15 protein-coding genes are annotated in these 17,083 nt (G+C 69.9%); 12 read left to right on the forward strand and 3 right to left on the reverse strand.

Going from position 1 to position 17,083, the window contains the following annotated elements; genetic code table 11:
- Positions 1-118 precede the first annotated feature (118 nt).
- The 5 genes from ACIBK6_RS35675 to ACIBK6_RS35695 are packed head-to-tail and all read left to right on the forward strand — an operon-like array spanning position 119 to position 4,827.
- Positions 119-1,843, forward strand: coding sequence for a hypothetical protein (locus ACIBK6_RS35675; RefSeq protein WP_399056528.1), 1,725 nt, complete (start codon positions 119-121; stop codon positions 1,841-1,843).
- Positions 1,843-3,027, forward strand: coding sequence for a hypothetical protein (locus ACIBK6_RS35680; protein WP_399056530.1), 1,185 nt, complete (start codon positions 1,843-1,845; stop codon positions 3,025-3,027). The genes ACIBK6_RS35675 and ACIBK6_RS35680 overlap by 1 nt, the downstream gene beginning before the upstream one ends.
- A 2-nt stretch (positions 3,028-3,029) precedes the next feature.
- Positions 3,030-4,154 (forward strand): DUF5047 domain-containing protein, encoded by a 1,125-nt coding sequence (locus ACIBK6_RS35685; RefSeq protein ID WP_399056532.1) that lies wholly within the window; start codon positions 3,030-3,032, stop codon positions 4,152-4,154.
- Positions 4,151-4,384 carry a hypothetical protein gene (locus tag ACIBK6_RS35690; protein WP_399056533.1) on the forward strand — a complete coding sequence of 78 codons (234 nt, stop codon included), beginning with the start codon at positions 4,151-4,153 and terminating at the stop codon, positions 4,382-4,384. Before ACIBK6_RS35685 ends, ACIBK6_RS35690 begins: the two co-directional genes overlap by 4 nt.
- Entirely contained in the window at positions 4,381-4,827 is a 447-nt protein-coding gene (locus ACIBK6_RS35695) for a hypothetical protein (protein WP_399056535.1), read from the forward strand. The genes ACIBK6_RS35690 and ACIBK6_RS35695 overlap by 4 nt, the downstream gene beginning before the upstream one ends.
- Positions 4,828-5,064: 237 nt before the next feature.
- On the opposite strand, the gene ACIBK6_RS35700 is transcribed toward ACIBK6_RS35695, so the two are convergent.
- Together ACIBK6_RS35700 and ACIBK6_RS35705 are read right to left on the reverse strand one after the other, a co-directional pair.
- A complete protein-coding gene (locus tag ACIBK6_RS35700; RefSeq protein ID WP_399056537.1) occupies positions 5,065-5,328 on the reverse strand; it encodes a hypothetical protein in 264 nt (87 codons plus the stop codon).
- Positions 5,328-5,669: a hypothetical protein gene (locus tag ACIBK6_RS35705; protein WP_399056540.1), complete on the reverse strand. Its 342-nt coding sequence runs from the start codon at positions 5,667-5,669 to the stop codon at positions 5,328-5,330. Before ACIBK6_RS35705 ends, ACIBK6_RS35700 begins: the two co-directional genes overlap by 1 nt.
- Before the next feature lie 145 nt (positions 5,670-5,814).
- Here ACIBK6_RS35705 and ACIBK6_RS35710 point away from each other — a divergent pair, with 145 nt between their 5' ends.
- Both ACIBK6_RS35710 and ftsY read left to right on the forward strand, forming a co-directional pair.
- On the forward strand, positions 5,815-6,399 hold the full coding sequence (locus ACIBK6_RS35710) for a hypothetical protein (RefSeq protein WP_399056542.1): 585 nt from the start codon (positions 5,815-5,817) through the stop codon (positions 6,397-6,399).
- A 628-nt stretch (positions 6,400-7,027) separates the two neighbouring features.
- Complete coding sequence (ftsY, locus tag ACIBK6_RS35715; RefSeq protein ID WP_399056544.1) at positions 7,028-8,236, forward strand: signal recognition particle-docking protein FtsY; 1,209 nt, start codon at positions 7,028-7,030, stop codon at positions 8,234-8,236.
- Positions 8,237-8,304: 68 nt separating this feature from the next.
- Here ftsY and ACIBK6_RS35720 read toward each other — a convergent pair whose 3' ends face one another.
- Entirely contained in the window at positions 8,305-8,970 is a 666-nt protein-coding gene (locus tag ACIBK6_RS35720; RefSeq protein ID WP_399056546.1) for a bifunctional DNA primase/polymerase, read from the reverse strand.
- A gap of 460 nt (positions 8,971-9,430) precedes the next feature.
- Between ACIBK6_RS35720 and ACIBK6_RS35725 the strand changes: the two genes are divergently transcribed.
- From ACIBK6_RS35725 to ffh, 5 genes are all read left to right on the forward strand, one after another.
- On the forward strand, positions 9,431-10,906 hold the full coding sequence (locus ACIBK6_RS35725) for a hypothetical protein (RefSeq protein ID WP_399056549.1): 1,476 nt from the start codon (positions 9,431-9,433) through the stop codon (positions 10,904-10,906).
- Positions 10,907-11,224: 318 nt separating this feature from the next.
- The gene (locus tag ACIBK6_RS35730) at positions 11,225-12,565 is read left to right on the forward strand and encodes an ammonium transporter (RefSeq protein ID WP_399056551.1); all 1,341 of its coding nucleotides are present in this window, start codon (positions 11,225-11,227) and stop codon (positions 12,563-12,565) included.
- A complete protein-coding gene (locus tag ACIBK6_RS35735; RefSeq protein WP_399056553.1) occupies positions 12,562-12,900 on the forward strand; it encodes a P-II family nitrogen regulator in 339 nt (112 codons plus the stop codon). Before ACIBK6_RS35730 ends, ACIBK6_RS35735 begins: the two co-directional genes overlap by 4 nt.
- Before the next feature lie 20 nt (positions 12,901-12,920).
- Positions 12,921-15,368: a [protein-PII] uridylyltransferase gene (locus ACIBK6_RS35740; protein ID WP_399056555.1), complete on the forward strand. Its 2,448-nt coding sequence runs from the start codon at positions 12,921-12,923 to the stop codon at positions 15,366-15,368.
- Between the two features lie 98 nt (positions 15,369-15,466).
- Positions 15,467-17,008, forward strand: coding sequence for a signal recognition particle protein (ffh, locus tag ACIBK6_RS35745; protein ID WP_399056557.1), 1,542 nt, complete (start codon positions 15,467-15,469; stop codon positions 17,006-17,008).
- Positions 17,009-17,083: the final 75 nt, after the last annotated feature.

A 17,083-nucleotide genomic window follows, 5' to 3' on the forward strand; every position in this document is an offset into this window, starting at 1 on the left:
CTGTCGAGAGCCTGGGGTATCAGCCCGCGTGAGGTGCGCTGCCTGACGAATGCGGAAGTCGCGCTGATGTGGCGGCTGTTGGAGCAGATCGAGGGGGTGGAGGAAGGGGCGTAGTCCCATGGGTAGACCGGCCATCCTCTCTGTGCGGATCACCGCCGATGCACGGCGGGCCCAGCAGGGCGCCCAGACAGCGCAGCGCGCTTTCGACAAGCTCAGCTCGACCATCAAGGGCATGGCCGTCACGGCGGCTGCCGCAGCCGGGCTCGGCGGTATCGCCGCGTTCGCCACCAAGGCCGTCAAGAGCGCATCCGAGGTAGAGCAGAACTTCGGGGCACTCGACGCGGTTTTCAAAGGCTCTTCGGAGCAGATGAAACGGTGGGCGGCTGACGCCGCCCAGGCCGCCGGACTCTCCAAAGAGTCCTACAGCGGCATGGCCGTGATCCTGGGTGCGTCCCTGAAGAACCAGGGCGTTGCGCTGGGGGACGTTGGCAAGCTGACCAACTCCCTGATCACCAAGGGCGCCGACCTCGCGTCGATGTTCGGCGGCACCACCCAGGAAGCCGTAGAAGCGCTCACGGCGGCGTTCCGGGGTGAGGCCGACCCGGCCGAGCGCTACGGCCTGAACCTCTCGCAGACCGCCGTCCAGGCCTACAAGGCCGCCCACGCAACACAGAACCTCACCGACACCCAAGCGCGCCTCGCGCTGATCACCGAGCAGTCCAAGGACTCGACGGGCAATTTCGCGAAAGAGGCCGACACCCTGCAAGGGCAGGTGCAGCGCCTCTCCGCGCAGTGGGACAACATGGTCGCAGCCCTCGGCACCAAGGTTCTCCCGTACCTGACCCAGGCCGCCACGGTGGTCAACGCGAACGTACTGCCCGCGATCGGCGCGCTCGCGAGCACCATCGGAAGCCAGCTCGGCCCGACACTGCTCGCGCTCGGTTCCTGGATCGGTACCAACGTTGTTCCCGTGCTCCAGACGCTCGGCGCGTTCCTCATCACCAACGTGCTGCCGGTCCTTGGGACTCTGGCCGCGACGATCCTCACCGTCGTCATCCCGGCTATCGCCTCGTTCGTCCAGTGGATCGCCCAGACCGTATCTGACTGGGCACCGCTGATCGCCGCCATCGGCGTGGCCGCCGCGATCCTGGCGGGCCCCTACCTCGCAGCCGTCGTAGCGGCCAACGTGCGGGGTCTGGTGTGGATGGCCACCATGGGCGCCCAGACCGTGGCGATGAACGCCACGCGGATCGCTACCACCGTGTGGACCGCCGCCCAGTGGCTCCTCAACGCCGCCATGTCCGCCAACCCGATCGGGCTCGTAATCGCGCTCGTGGCCGGGCTCGCGACTGGGGTCTACCTTGCGTACCAGCGATCCAGCACCTTTCGCGGGATCGTTCAGGCCGTCTGGGCACAGTTGAAGACGCTCGGCGGGTACGTCGGCGGGGCGTTCAAATCCATCTGGAACGGGCTCGTATCCGGCTTCAACGCCGTGAAGGACGCTATCGGGTGGGTCATCGACAAGGTCAGCTCACTGATCAACTGGCTCGGCAAGATCAAAATGCCCAAGGTGCTGTCCGACATCGGGGGCGCGATCGGCGGGCTCTTGTCCAGTCCCGCACCGAAGCAGGCGAACACTTTGCGTTCAGCCGGCCGCAACGCAGAGTGGTTGGGCGGGCCGAGGAACGCACCCACGCGCGGACGCACCGCGCTGAGCTTGAACCCGCAGTTTCACCTCATGGTGTCCATCGACGGGCAGCAGCTTCAGGGCCGCATCCACCGCACGGTGAACCGCGCGCTCCTGGAGGACGGCGCCCGCCTCGCCGCCGGGGGCTGGGCCTGATGGTCGCCGGGGACCAGCCGTGGCCGCTGCCGCGCCTCGCGCTGGAAGCCAAGACCAGTGCCACCCCCGACGACCGCGCGACCACAACGTTCACGGTCACCAACGGCAAGCAGGCCGGGAAAGCGACCGTAGCGACCGGCGACGGCCGAAGCGTCGAGATCACGCTGGACGCGACCGGCACGGGAACGGGGACCTATCAGTACAGCGACCCCGGCCACCACACCTACACCGCGACCGTCACCGCCCCCTGCCCGGTCCTGTACGCCACGTGGCAGCTGCTCGAAAGGGCCATCGATCTGTGGTCGGTGGTGGGCGAGTTCGTCCAGACGTGGGCCGATACCGACCGTGCCACGGAGACCGCGTCGGCCACGGTGGATGTCGACGTGGGCCCGGCCACGCTGTGGGCCACCGTCACCCCCGACCAGCCGGTACCGCATATCCAGATTGATGCGTGGATCGGCGATGCGGGAACGGTCACCGCCTGGCAGATCGAACGCGTAGCGCCCCAGGGCGGGGGCGACCAGAACGTACCGATCTATCTCGGCGACAAGAGTTCGGGCGCGATCTCGATCGAGGACCACGAGGCGCCGCTGGGACAGACCGTGATCTACCGGCTCACGATCACCCGCAAGAACGGCACCGTCCAGATCATCGAATCGAGCCCCATCCTCATCGACGGCACCCGGGGATGCTTCCTGACCGACACGACCAGCGCGGCGACGGTGGCCGTCACGCTCCGGGCCTGGGCCGAGCGGACCAGCAAGGCACGCCAGAGCGTCCTCACCGTCCTCAACAGGCCGGACCCTGTGGTGTTGTCCGACATCCACACCATCCCCGAGGGGAAGTGGGTGTTCCTCACCCGCACCCAGGCCGAGCTCGAAGCGCTCTACGGCGTGCTCCTCGCCGGGCGCCTGGTACTGCTCCGCACCCAGCCAGACAGCGCGATCCGCACCACCTACGCGGCGGTCGGCGACATCACCGAGTCTCGCCTGTACCCCGAACTCGGCGACGCGTGGGAGCGCCTCGTGGAAGTCGAAGTACAGGAAGTGGCGCCGATCCCCGCTACCGCGCGGGCGCTGCGGGTCGGCTGGGACCAGGTGGCCGCGAACTGGGCCCGGTGGGACGCGATCCCCGCCGACATGCCCACCTGGCTGGACCTGTCGCGCTGGAACCCGGAAGGCTGACGATGCGCCCCACATCCCTCACGTGGCCCCACGTCATCCCGGCCGCCCACCACGTCGCCGCAACCGTCGAATCCTGGCGCTCCGGGGTGCGCCTGGCCGACCGCATCCCGATCGTGTCCGGTTCGATCACCTACGACGACACCGCCACGCTGCGCCGCCGCGTCACGCTCACCGTTGCGGCCCGCACCCCGGACGGCACGGTGTGGGACCCGGGCAGCAACCCCGCGCACCCGCTCGCCGCCTACGGCCAGCGTCTCCACATCCGGGCCGGGATCCACCACCCGGCGGGCCAGAGCGAGCTACTCGACCACGGCTGGTACCTGATCACCGGATGGGAGCGCGCCGAGGACGAGGGCGCGCTCACCGTGACGGGCGTTGACCTGGCCCAGCTCCTGGCCGACGCACGCCACTACCGCACCGAGACCCCGGCCAAGAACAACACCTACGCCACCGAGTTCACGCGCCTCGCGGACAACATCCTCCCCACCGTCATCGACTCCCACCTGCCGTCGCGGAAGGTGAACGCGCTGACCGTGTGGGACCGCGACCGCACCCGCAACCTTGACGACCTGTGCGACGCGTGGGGCGCGCGCTGGTACGTCGATGACCAGGGCCAACTCGCCGCCGCCCCCGCCTATGCCCCGGTTACCGCCGCCACGCCTTATCAGCTGCGCCTCGTGTCCGGCCGCAACGGGACCGTGGTCACCCGCCAGCGCACCGGAGAACGAGGCCGCCTGTACAACGCGGTCATCGCCACGGGGAAGGCGGGGGAGAACCAGGAACCCGCGCCGTACGCGGTCGCGGAGATCACCGACCCGCTTTCCCCGATCCGCGTGGGTGGCCCCTGGGGACGCCGCCCGCGCTTCTACCAGTCGGACATGCTCACCACGAGCGCGGACTGTCTCGCCACCGCCCGGCAGCTCCTCGTGAGCGCTTCCGCGATCTCACGCACCGAGCCGATCCAGTGCGTGCCCGATCCGGCGGTAGAGCTCGGCGACGTCGCCGAAGTCGTCACCGACGGAACCGCGTTCCGGGGCCGCGTCACCTCCCTGACGCTGCCGCTCCTCGCGTCCGGCCCGATGTCCCTCACGATCACCAACGCCCCCAAAGACGAAGAGAGCCCGTGATGCCGACCGTCGCCCAAGTCCTCAGCCAACGCCCCACCACCCCAGGCCCGCGCTTCGTGCTCGCCACGGTCACCGCCGTCGCCGGAGCTAAGGCCACGGTCGCCCTGGAAAGCACCGCCGAAACCACCGCTCTCGTACCCCCTGACATTCAGCCGGCACCGGGCAACTCCGTGCTTGTGCTGGTCAGTTCAGCCGCAAACGTCATCCTCTGCCGACTGGAGCTCTCATGACCAAGTACACCCCGGACCTGCGCCTGCCCTACCCCGAGCCCGCCGACCCGCCGCGCGGCTGGGAACAGATGCAAGCCATCTGCGACACCCTCGACAGCCTCAAGCTCACGTGGGTGCCGCTCCAAATCCTTGACGGGTTCATCGCCCATGACGGAGACATTCCCGGCTACGCCCTGTCCGGGGGCATGGTGTTCCTGACAGGCAAGATCGCCCGCGCCAACGGGCAGCCCATCGAGCAATCGGCAACGGTCGCGGTCGTCCCGTACTACGGGCGCCCCGACCGGTTCGCCGTCATGTCCAGCGGCGTGCAATGGGGCAGCGCCGGACCCCCCACATGCCGCATCGACGTCCAGCCAGACGGTCAGCTCATCGTCTCCACCCTCAAGGCAACGTGGGTCAGCCTCACGGGATGCTGCTACCCGAGACGCACCAAGTTCGACTGAACGCAAAGCGCCCCCGCCGATCACGTCGGCGGGGGCTGACTGTGTGCCTACACGGGGGGTGTTCCCGGCGGAGACGGCGCCGGGGGCGGGTTGGGCAGAGGGGGCCCACCTCTAAGCGACAGCTCGAATTCCAGCGAGACACTCACCGACTGATCACCTCTCTCTCGTAGTTAGGACCTCACACGCCGATCATCTCGGCGCAGATGTGACAGGCCCATGTATGGGGCTCCACTTCGCTCATTTGGTGACCACGGGAGCAGAGCACGGACTACCGGTCGCGGAGATGGAACGGGGGCGCTGATCGTGCCTTGGGTGGTTGCGTACCGCTGCCGCCGCGTCGTACGCCTTTCCCCAGTCCTCGGCCTTTTTGGCGTCGTCCAGCTCATGCATGAGCGACGCGCATACCCCGCAGTCTTCGGCGGGAGTGCAGCCATACAGGTAGGCGTCCATCGCTCCCGCAAGCTCAACCGGCGGGCGCTGATACTTGATCGGGTCGGCCATCACGCAACTCCCCGCGCGTCTACCCCGAACACGGCGGCGTAGTACTGATCCCGCCACGCATCGACGTTGGTAATCAGGTCTTCCCACGTGGAGCCGTAGACCTTGGCCTGAAGCCGTACGACTACCGGGGGCGGGTTCTTCCATTCGCCCGCTTGCGCAGCTCGCACGCGCTTCTCGATGAACCAGGGAGGGGAGGCCACAAAACCGCCTGCCGTCCCGCTTGCCAGCATCCAACCGTTCGGGAGACAGAACGGTTGATGTTCGTCGCGTCGCTGGCGGGTGCCCCAGAGGGGCCCGTCAAGCGACCTTCCCCACGCTTGCGCGTGGTCCGCTTGGGTCATTTGGAGTTGTCCTTGCGTGTGGGCGGGCCGGACGGGCTCGCCGTCGGGTAGTGCCAAGCACAACCGTAGCGCTACCGTCTGCCTGTGTGACCAGCCCAACTGCCGTATGGCATATGCCAAGTTGAGCGAAAGATAGGCTCCTGACATGCGAAGTATCGGGATCATCGGCCGCCCCCGCGTCGGCAAAGACACCGTGGCAGATCACCTGATCGAGCGGCACGGGTACGAGCGGGTGAGCATCGCCGGGCCCATCAAGGAACTCGGTCTGATCATGAATCCCGTCATTGGGGCCCACGGCGACTCCAACGGGAATACCCAACTAGTCCACCTGTACCCCGCCGTTGAGAAGCACGGGTGGGAGTACGTCAAGGATGAGTACCCCGAAGTCCGCCGCTTCCTGTGGGCCATGAGCGTTGATGGCATCGCAGGCACCTTCGGCCCGGAAATCTGGACAGACCTAGCCGTGAACACCATCCGCGCCACAGCGGCACCAGTCGTTGTCACGGACGTACGGCTAGCCGATGAAGCCCAGGCACTCCGCCGACAGGGGCTGACCATCGTCTACCTGACCCGGGAGGGAATCCCCGAGGACGACCAGCGGGAGGGCGAGCACCTCGGCCCCGAGCACGCTGACTGTCGGCTGCACAACGGCGGCACGCTCGCCGAGCTGCACGACCAGGTCGACGCACTCATACACTCCGACACCAGCCCGCGTAGACGCGGGCAGTAGAGCCGACACCACGAAGGGTCCCGTCCGCTCGCAGCTCCAATGCGAGCGACCGGGGCCGCTTCGGTGCTTCTGCCTCTCACCCTCGGCGCGTGGCGGGCTCCTCCGCACAATCGGATTCGGTGGTGGGGTTGCACGTCTCGAATGCCAAGCACCGCCCACAGTGCCCGCACGCGAAGCTGCGGGCGCAGTCCTGACACGCAAGCGCGATCAGGTCTTCCTGCCCCATGTTGAGTCGCTGGTCACACCAGCAGCACCGCGCCCACGGCTCCAGGATCACGGCGGAGACCGCCAGGTAGAACGCGGGATGCGAATCCCGCTGGTGGGCGTACATCAGCTCTAGATGGTCGTCAAAGTGTTCATCCGGGGGGCTCCCGGCGGTGTAGGCCGCGACGGCTTCCAAGGTCGCGATGCGCTCACACTCCGCGCACCCCAGTAGCTCTAGGCGCATAGTGGGGGTGGCCAACGGTCGGCGTCCCCCGTATTCGGTGAGGGTCATAGCTCCATAACGAACCACATCGGCGTGCATCACACGGGCTGGCTTGCTACCACTGACGGCTTACTGTTGACGTGTGGGTTCATCATCTAGACTCCCTCCTGCCTGAGCAGGGGAAAGGCTCCATCCGGGTTCATGGAATTCGTCATCCTTGCTGTAGTCATCGCCCTGGTCGCGGTCGGCGTGATCAGCGGGCTCGTGGTCAGCAGCCGCAAGAAGAAGCAGCTGCCGCCCACCGCACCGCCGAGCACGCCGACCATCACAGCCCCGCCCGCCGAACCTCAGGTCGGTGAGGACGCCGCGGAGACGGCTGAGGAACCCCGCCGCACCATCGAGGAGGTCGGCCTTCCCGAGGCGCCCGCCACGCCGGTCGCCGTCGAGGAGCCGCCCGCTCCCGAGATCCCGGCGATCGAGGTCCCCGAGCCCACCGCCGGCCGGCTCGTCCGGCTGCGCGCCCGCCTCGCCCGCTCGCAGAACTCGCTCGGCAAGGGACTGCTCACCCTGCTCTCCCGCGAGCACCTCGACGAGGACACCTGGGAGGAGATCGAGGACACCCTGCTCACCGCAGACGTCGGTGTCGCGCCGACCCAGGAACTGGTCGACCGGCTCCGCGAGCGCGTCAAGGTGCTCGGCACCCGCACCCCCGAGGACCTGCGCACGCTGCTGCGCGAGGAACTCCTCACCCTGCTCGGCCCGGACTTCGACCGCGAGGTCAAGACCGAGGGCGGCGAGACCGTCCCCGGCGTCGTGATGGTCGTCGGCGTCAACGGCACCGGCAAGACCACCACCACCGGCAAGCTCGCCCGCGTCCTGGTCGCCGACGGCAAGTCCGTCGTGCTCGGCGCGGCCGACACCTTCCGGGCGGCCGCCGCCGACCAGTTGCAGACCTGGGGCGAGCGCGTCGGCGCCCGCACCGTGCGCGGCCCCGAGGGCGGCGACCCCGCCTCGATCGCGTTCGACGCCGTCAAGGAAGGCATCGCCGAGGGCGCCGACGTCGTCCTCATCGACACCGCCGGCCGGCTGCACACCAAGACCGGGCTCATGGACGAGCTCGGCAAGGTCAAGCGCGTGGTGGAGAAGCACGGCCCGCTGGACGAGATCCTGCTCGTCCTGGACGCCACCACCGGCCAGAACGGCCTGGTCCAGGCGCGGGTGTTCGCCGAGGTCGTGGACATCACGGGCATCGTCCTGACCAAGCTCGACGGCACCGCCAAGGGCGGCATCGTCATCGCCGTCCAGCGCGAACTGGGCGTGCCCGTCAAGCTGGTCGGGCTCGGCGAGGGCGCGGACGACCTGGCCCCGTTCGAACCCGAGGCCTTCGTGGACGCGCTCGTCGGAGAGTAGCTCCCCCCGTTGCGCCCGAACGCCCCGCCGCACCATAAGGATGCGGCGGGGCGTCTTTGTGTCCGGGGTTACGCCGCCGAACGGTGGCAGATGTACGCGAGTGTGCCGAGCAGCAGCCGGGCCTCGGGTGGGCGGGTCGCCGTGTCCAGGGACGGCGGGCGCAGCCAGTGCACCTCACCCGACGGCGGCGCCGGTACGTGGCCGCCGCGCGGCGGGCAGCGCAGGTCGAGACCGGCGTCGTCCCAGCCCATCCGGTAGAGCAGCCGGGGGAGTTCGGCCGAGGCGCCCGGGGCGACGTAGAAATGGGTGCGGCCGGCCGGCGTGCTCGACACCGGCCCCAGCGGCATCCCCATCCGCTCCAGCCGCACCAGGGCGCGCCGTCCGGCCGGGGCCGCCACGTCCAGCACGTCGAAGGTCCGACCGACCGGCAGCAGTACCGCCGCGCCCGGGCACTGGGACCACGCCTTGGTCACCTCGTCCAGGGTGGCGCCCGCCGGGACCTCCGGCATGAAGCCGAGCGGGTGCGCGCCCGGCGACGTACACGCCGAACTGCCGCAGGAGCACTGGCCGTTCAGCTCGCGGGCGCCCGGCGCGACGTCCCAGCCCCACAGGCCGGTGTACTCGGCGACCGCGGTGACCTCACTCGTGCGGGTCGAGCGCGCCGAGCGGCCGAGGCGCCAAGAGCCGGGCCGGGTCTCCCTGATCCCCCGGCCGCCGCCGATCGTGAAGCCCATGCCCCCTCCAACGGGTCTGCCGCGCCGGTGGTTACGACGCCGGCCAGGTTGTCGTGACGATGCGGAGTCTTCCCTTCACGCTCCGTCTCCGCCAGGTCGGTCGCGGTTGTGAAAGGGGTGGTGCGATTCGTCGCGCGCGCCCCGGCTCGCTCCGCTCCACCCGACGCTGATCGTCATGTGTCAAGTGAATCGCGCCCGGCGCCAAGCGAGTTCATTCGAAGGGGTGGCGAATGGTGGCGATTGTGGAATCGCCATGGCTAGAGGGGTGATCGTAGGATTACCGTCGGTACACGAACCCTGTGGATGCAACCGCTTGCGGGTATGCCGGAGGCAAGCCGGTTTACCGTCCGAGCGGGGGCAACCGTAAGACAGGAGGCCCAACTAGCGGCATTCTGGTAGGGGTTCGCGCAATCGATGCACAACCGGCAGGCAGAGACTTCAATGGAATGGGGGCGTTCCCGTGGGCGGCAGTGGGGCTAGCGGTACGAGCGCCGGCAAGCGCCCCAACGAGCAGCTGAGTTCGTGGTTCGTGCGGAGCGGCTGGTCGAAGGGCGAGTTGGCGCGCCAAGTGAACCGGCGCGCACGCCAGATGGGCGCGCACCACATCAGCACCGACACCTCAAGGGTCCGGCGCTGGCTCGACGGCGAAATGCCCCGCGAGCCCATTCCCCGCATCCTCTCCGAGCTGTTCTCCGAACGCTTCGGCAGCGTCGTCGCCATCGAGGACCTCGGCCTGCGCCAGGCCCACCAGTCACCGTCGGTGGCCGGGGTCGACCTGCCCTGGGCCGGACCCCAGACGGTCTCGCTGCTCAGCGAGTTCTCCCGCAGCGACCTCATGCTCGCCCGGCGCGGCTTCCTCGGCACCTCGCTGATGCTGGCCGCGGGCCCCTCCCTGATCGAACCGATGCAGCGCTGGCTGGTGCCCTCGCCCGGCGGTGAACTCGGTCCCCGGGAGACCGCCGCGAACGCCCGCCGCCCCTCCCGGCTGTCGAGGCCGGAACTGGAACTCCTCGAATCCACCACCGCGATGTTCCGCCAGTGGGACGCCCAGTGCGGCGGCGGACTGCGCCGCAAGGCCGTGGTCGGCCAGCTCCACGAGGTCACCGACCTGCTCCAGGAACCCCAGCCCGCCGCCACCGCCAAACGCCTCTTCCAGTGCGCGGCCGAACTCGCCGAGCTGGCCGGCTGGATGAGCTACGACGTCGGCCTCCAGCCCACCGCCCAGAAGTACTTCGTGCTCGCCCTGCACGCCTCCAAGGAAGCGGGCGACAAACCGCTCGGCTCGTACATCCTGTCCTCGATGAGCCGCCAGATGATCCACCTCGGCCGCCCCGACGACGCCCTGGAACTCATCCACCTCGCCCAGTACGGCAGCCGCGACTGCGCCACCCCGCGCACCCAAGCCATGCTGTATGCGATGGAGGCCCGCGCGTACGCCAACATGGGCCAGCCCAGCAAGACCAAACGGGCCGTCCGGATGGCCGAGGACACCTTCGGGGACGCCGGGCTCGACGGCGAGCCGGAGCCCGACTGGATCCGCTTCTTCTCGGAGGCGGAGCTGAACGGCGAGAACGCCCACTCCTACCGCGACCTCGCCTATGTGGCCGGCCGCAGCCCCACCTACGCCTCGCTCGCCGAACCCGTGATGGAACAGGCCGTCGCCCTGTTCGGCAAGGACGACGAGCACCAGAGGTCGTACGCGCTGAACCTGATCGGCATGGCCACCGTGCACCTGCTCAAGCGCGAGCCGGAGCAGTCCACGGTGCTGGCCGAGCAGGCCCTGCGGGTCGCCAAGCGGGTCCGCTCCGAGCGGGTCAACACCCGGCTGCGCAAGACCGTCGACACCGCCGCCCGCGACTTCGGGAACGTCGCCGAAGTCGTCCAGATGACCGACCTTCTCAGCAGGGAACTGCCCGAGACGGCCGAGGCCGTCTGAGCAAGGGCACCAGAATCCCGGCCGCGGCCCCCTCCCCCCGTTCCGCCCGACTCGGCTCCCCACGCCAGGTCGAGCGGGTGACGTCGCGGCCGGTCCGGTGTCCGCGAACGTACGCGGATGGTAGTGGCCGGACCCCCTTCTGATCCGGCAATTCACGGGCGTGTAACACGCCCGCCTCCTTCGTCACTGCGGTGAAACATCGAGCGGCATCGACCGAAACCGCGCTGGGCCAACCTCATGGCGCATAACCGGCCCCCCAGCCAGTTCCCGCCCGAGTAACGCCCCCGCACGGGTCGTACCGACGACGAGGAGACGCCGATGCCCCCAGGCATCACGCTCGCAGCTGACGCTCCGCAGCTGTCCAGCGCCAACACCGGATTCATGCTGATCTGCTCAGCGCTGGTGATGATCATGACCCCGGGCCTGGCCTTCTTCTACGGAGGCATGGTCCGCGTCAAGAGCACCCTCAACATGCTCATGATGAGCTTCATCAGCCTCGGCATCGTCACGATCCTGTGGGTGCTCTACGGATTCAGCCTGACCTTCGGCGAGAGCAACGGCTTCATCGGCTGGAGCAAGGCCTACTTCGGGCTCAGCGGCATCGGCCTGGTCCAGCTCTGGCCCGGATCCACCATCCCGATCTACGTCTTCGCCGTCTTCCAGCTGATGTTCGCGATCATCACGCCAGCGCTCATAAGCGGAGCCCTCGCGGACCGTGTCAAGTTCACCGCCTGGTCGCTGTTCATCGCCCTGTGGGTCACCGTCGTCTACTTCCCGGTCGCGCACTGGGTGTGGGCCTCGGACGGCTGGCTCTTCAAGAAGGGCGTCATCGACTTCGCCGGCGGCACCGCCGTCCACATCAACGCGGGTGCGGCCGCCCTCGGCGTGATCCTGGTCATCGGCAAGCGCGTCGGCTTCAAGAAGGACCCGATGCGGCCGCACAGCCTGCCGCTCGTCATGCTCGGCGCGGCCCTGCTGTGGTTCGGCTGGTTCGGCTTCAACGCCGGCTCCTGGCTCGGCAACGACGACGGCGTGGGCGCCGTCATGTTCGTCAACACCCAGGTCGCCACGGCCGCCGCGATGCTCGCCTGGCTGCTGTACGAGAAGCTCCGGCACGGCTCCTTCACCACGCTGGGCGCCGCGTCCGGCGCGGTCGCGGGCCTCGTCGCCATCACCCCCTCCGGCGGCTGCGTAAGCCCCCTCGGCGCGATCGCCATCGGCGTCATCGCGGGCGTCCTGTGCGCCATGGCCGTCGGCCTCAAGTACCGCTTCGGCTTCGACGACTCGCTCGACGTGGTCGGCGTCCACATGGTCGGCGGCATCGCCGGCTCGCTGCTCATCGGCCTCTTCGCCACCGGCGGCGTACAGTCCACCGCCAAGGGCCTCTTCTACGGAGGCGGCCTGGACCAGCTCGGCAAGCAGGCCATCGGTGTCGGCGCGGTCCTCGGCTACTCGCTGGTGGTCTCGGCCATCCTGGCCTTCGCCCTCGACAAGACGATCGGGATGCGGGTCCCCGAGGACGACGAGGTCCTCGGCATCGACCAGGTCGAGCACGCCGAGACGGCGTACGACTTCAGCGGCGCGGGCGGCGGCACGGCGCCCCGCACCACCGCGCCGGCCCCGGGCGAAGTGGCAGCGAACAAGAAGGTGGACGCATGAAGCTCATCACCGCGGTCGTCAAGCCGCACCGGCTGGACGAGATCAAGCAGGCCCTCCAGGCCTTCGGCGTCCACGGCCTGACCGTCACCGAGGCCAGCGGATACGGGCGCCAGCGCGGCCACACCGAGGTCTACCGGGGCGCCGAGTACACCGTCGACCTCGTACCCAAGATCCGGATAGAGGTCCTGGTCGAGGACGACGACGCGGAGGAGCTGATCGACGTCGTGGTCAAGGCCGCCCGCACCGGAAAGATCGGCGACGGCAAGGTGTGGAGCATGCCGGTCGAGACGGCGGTCCGGGTACGGACCGGCGAGCGCGGACCCGACGCACTGTAGAGACAGCAAGGAGCTGCTGGGTGACGAGCGTTGAAGTGAGCACGGAATCCTCTGACGGCGACTCGGAGCCCGACGGCTACGCGGCGGCCCGGCTGCGTCTTCTCAACGAGAAGGCGCAGTCCGGGCCGCCGCGCCGTGCGGCCCTGGCCGAGCTGACCGACGACTGGCTGGCCAGGATGTTCACCGTCGCCGCCGAAGCCGCCGAGGTGGCGGGCGCTTCCCTGGTCGCGGTCGGCGGCTACGGGCGCGGCGAACTCTCCCCGCGCAGCGACCTCGACCTGCTGCTCCTGCACGACGGACGGGCCGACGCCGCGGCCGTCGCCTCCCTCGCCGACCGGCTCTGGTACCCGGTGTGGGACCTCGGCCTCGCCCTCGACCACTCCGTACGCACCCCGGCCCAGGCCCGCCGGACGGCGGGCGAGGACCTCAAGGTCCAGCTCGGCCTCCTGGACGCCCGCCATGTCGCGGGCGACCTCGCCATGACGGCCGCCCTGCGCACCGCCGTCCTCGCCGACTGGCGCAACCTCGCCGCGAAGCGCCTGCCCGAACTGGACGAGCTGTGCCGCGAACGGGCCGAGCGGCAGGGCGAGTTGCAGTACCTCCTCGAAGGCGACCTCAAGGAGGCCAGGGGCGGTCTGCGGGACGCCACCGCACTGCGGGCGGTCGCAGCCTCCTGGCTGGCGGACGCGCCCAGGGAAGGGCTCGGCGAGGCCCGGCGCAGACTTCTGGACGTGCGCGACGCGCTGCACCTGTGCACCGGCCGGGCCACCGACCGCCTCGCCCTCCAGGAGCAGGACGCCGTGGCGGCCGAACTGGAGCTCCTCGACGCCGATGTGATGCTGCGTCAGGTATCGGAGTCGGCACGCGTCATCTCCTATGCGGGCGACGTCACCTGGCGCGAGGTCGGCCGGGTGCTGCGGGCCCGGTCCGCGCGGCCCCGGCTGCGCGGACTCCTCGGCGGCCGCACCGCCGCACCCGGGCGGACCCCGCTCGCCGAAGGCGTCGTGGAACAGGACGGCGAGGTCGTGCTCGCGCTGGCCGCCCGCCCCGAGAAGGACCCGGTCCTGCCGCTGCGCGCCGCCGCCGCGGCCGCCCAGTCCGCGCTGCCCGTCTCCCCGCACGCGGTACGCCGGCTGGCGAGCGCGGCGCGGCCCCTCCCGTCGCCCTGGCCCGCCGAGGCCCGCGAACAACTCGTCACGCTGCTCGGCGCGGGGGAGCCGACCGTCCCCGTGTGGGAGGCCCTGGAAGCGGAAGGCCTCATCACCCGGCTGCTGCCCGACTGGGAGCGGGTCCGCTGCCGCCCGCAACGCAACGCCGTGCACACCTGGACCGTCGACCGCCACCTGGTGGAGACCGCCGTGCGGGCCTCGTATCTGACCCGCCGGGTCGGCCGCCCCGACCTGCTCCTGGTCGCCGCCCTCCTGCACGACATCGGCAAGGGCTGGCCCGGCGACCACTCGGTGGCCGGCGAGACCATCGCCCGCGACATGGCGGCGCGGATCGGCTTCCCCGGCGACGACGTGACCGTCATCGCCACGCTCGTACGCCACCACCTGCTGCTCATCGAGACCGCGACCCGGCGCGACCTGGACGACCCGGCGACCGTGCGCGCGGTCGCGGACGCGGTCGGCTCGACCGGCACCCTGGAACTGCTGCACGCCCTCACCGAGGCGGACGCGCTGGCCACCGGACCCGCCGCCTGGTCGTCCTGGCGCGGAGCGCTCGTCGCGGACCTGGTGAAACGCGCCTCGGCGGTCCTCGCGGGCGAGAGCGTCGACCCCGAACCCGCGGCGCCCACCGCCGAACAGGAACGCCTCGCCGTGGAAGCGCACCGCACCGGCGGGCCCGTCCTCGCCCTGCGGGCCCGCGCCGACGGCTGTGACGAGCAGGAACCTCTCGGCGTGGAACTCCTCGTCGCCGTCCCCGACCAGCCGCAGGTGCTGCCCGCCACGGCCGGCGTCCTCGCCATGCACCGCCTCACCGTGCGCGCCGCCGAACTGCGCGCGGTCGAACTCCCGGATCCGGTCGGCGGCTCCGTACTCCTCCTGGACTGGCGGGTGGCCGCGGAGTACGGCTCCCTGCCGCAGGCGGCCCGGCTGCGCGCCGATCTGGTGCGGGCCCTCGACGGCTCCCTCGACATCGAGGGCCGCCTCGCCGAGCGGGAGGCCGCCTACCCGCGCCGCCGCGGTGTGCAGGCGCCGCCGCCCCGGGTGACGGTCGCCCCCTCGGCCTCCCACCACGCCACGGTCATCGAGGTCCGCGCTCAGGACGCCCCCGGTCTGCTGCATCGCATCGGGCGCGCCCTGGAGAGCGCGGGCGTCCGGGTGCGCAGCGCCCACGTCTCGACGCTGGGGGCCAATGCGGTGGATGCGTTCTATGTGACAGACGGGGCAGGGGCGGTGCTGACCCCCAGCGAGGCGGCGGAGGTGGCCAGGAGCCTGGAGGCGGCGCTGGGGGCTGCGGGGTAGGGGAAAGCCCGCAGGCACCCCCCAAGGCTCCCGCCGCCCGGGATACCCTGGGGGACGTTCACCCGACCGCCCCACGACGCCGAGGACCCGCGACCACCGTGTTCGACACCCTCTCCGACCGCCTTGCCGCGACATTCAAGAACCTCCGGGGCAAGGGCCGCCTGTCCGAGGCGGACATCGACGCCACGGCGCGCGAGATCCGTATCGCGCTGCTCGAAGCCGACGTCGCGCTGCCCGTAGTCCGCTCCTTCATCAAGCAGGTCAAGGAGCGCGCGTCCGGCATCGAGGTCTCCCAGGCCCTCAACCCCGCCCAGCAGGTCATCAAGATCGTCAACGAGGAGCTCATCGGCATCCTCGGCGGCGAGACCCGGCGCCTCAGGTTCGCCAAGAACCCGCCGACCGTGATCATGCTCGCGGGTCTCCAGGGTGCCGGTAAGACCACCCTGGCCGGAAAGCTCGGCAAGTGGCTGAAGGGGCAGGGCCACTCCCCGCTCCTGGTGGCCTGCGACCTCCAGCGCCCCAACGCCGTCAACCAGCTGAGCGTGGTCGCCGAGCGCGCGGGCGTCGCCGTCTACGCGCCCGAGCCGGGCAACGGCGTGGGTGACCCGGTCAAGGTCGCCCAGGAGTCCATCGAGTTCGCCCGGTCCAAGCAGTACGACGTGGTCGTGGTCGACACCGCCGGACGCCTCGGCATCGACCAGGAGCTGATGCAGCAGGCCGCGGACATCCGCGATGCCGTCAGCCCCGACGAGATCCTCTTCGTGGTCGACGCGATGATCGGCCAGGACGCGGTCAACACCGCCGAGGCCTTCCGCGACGGCGTGGGCTTCGACGGAGTGGTGCTCTCCAAGCTCGACGGCGACGCCCGCGGCGGTGCGGCGCTGTCCATCGCGCACGTCACCGGCAAGCAGATCATGTTCGCCTCCAACGGCGAGAAGCTGGAAGACTTCGACGCGTTCCACCCGGACCGCATGGCGTCCCGCATCCTCGACATGGGTGACCTGCTCACCCTGATCGAGCAGGCGGAGAAGACGTTCAGCCAAGAAGAGGCCGAGAAGATGGCCTCCAAGCTGGCGTCGAAGAAGGGCCAGGACTTCACCCTGGACGACTTCCTGGCCCAGATGGAGCAGGTCAGGAAGATGGGCTCCATCTCCAAGCTGCTCGGGATGCTGCCCGGCATGGGGCAGATCAAGGACCAGATCAACAACATCGACGAGAAGGATGTCGACCGCACGGCCGCCATCATCAAGTCGATGACCCCGGCCGAGCGCGCCGACGCCACGATCATCAACGGCTCGCGCCGTGCCCGTATCGCCAAGGGTTCCGGCGTCGAGGTCAGCGCGGTCAAGAACCTGGTCGAGCGGTTCTTCGACGCCCGCAAGATGATGTCCCGGATGGCCCAGGGCGGCGGAATGCCGGGCATGCCGGGGATGCCCGGCATGGGTGGCGGCCCCGGCCGCCAGAAGAAGCAGATCAAGCAGGCCAAGGGCAAGCGCAAGAGCGGCAACCCCATGAAGCGCAAGGCCGAGGAGGCCGCGGCCGCCGAGGCCAAGGCGCAGGGCGGGGCGCTCGGCCTGCCGGCCGCCGAGGCGCAGAAGAACTTCGAGCTGCCCGACGAGTTCAAGAAGTTCATGGGCTGACCGCCCGCAGCACCGCGCGTGGGGCGCCTTCCGGCCGGTCCGGAAGGCGCCTTCGCCGTTTCCGGACGGCGCGGC

This window comes from Streptomyces sp. NPDC050485, assembly GCF_044458185.1.
Taxonomy (GTDB): domain Bacteria; phylum Actinomycetota; class Actinomycetes; order Streptomycetales; family Streptomycetaceae; genus Streptomyces.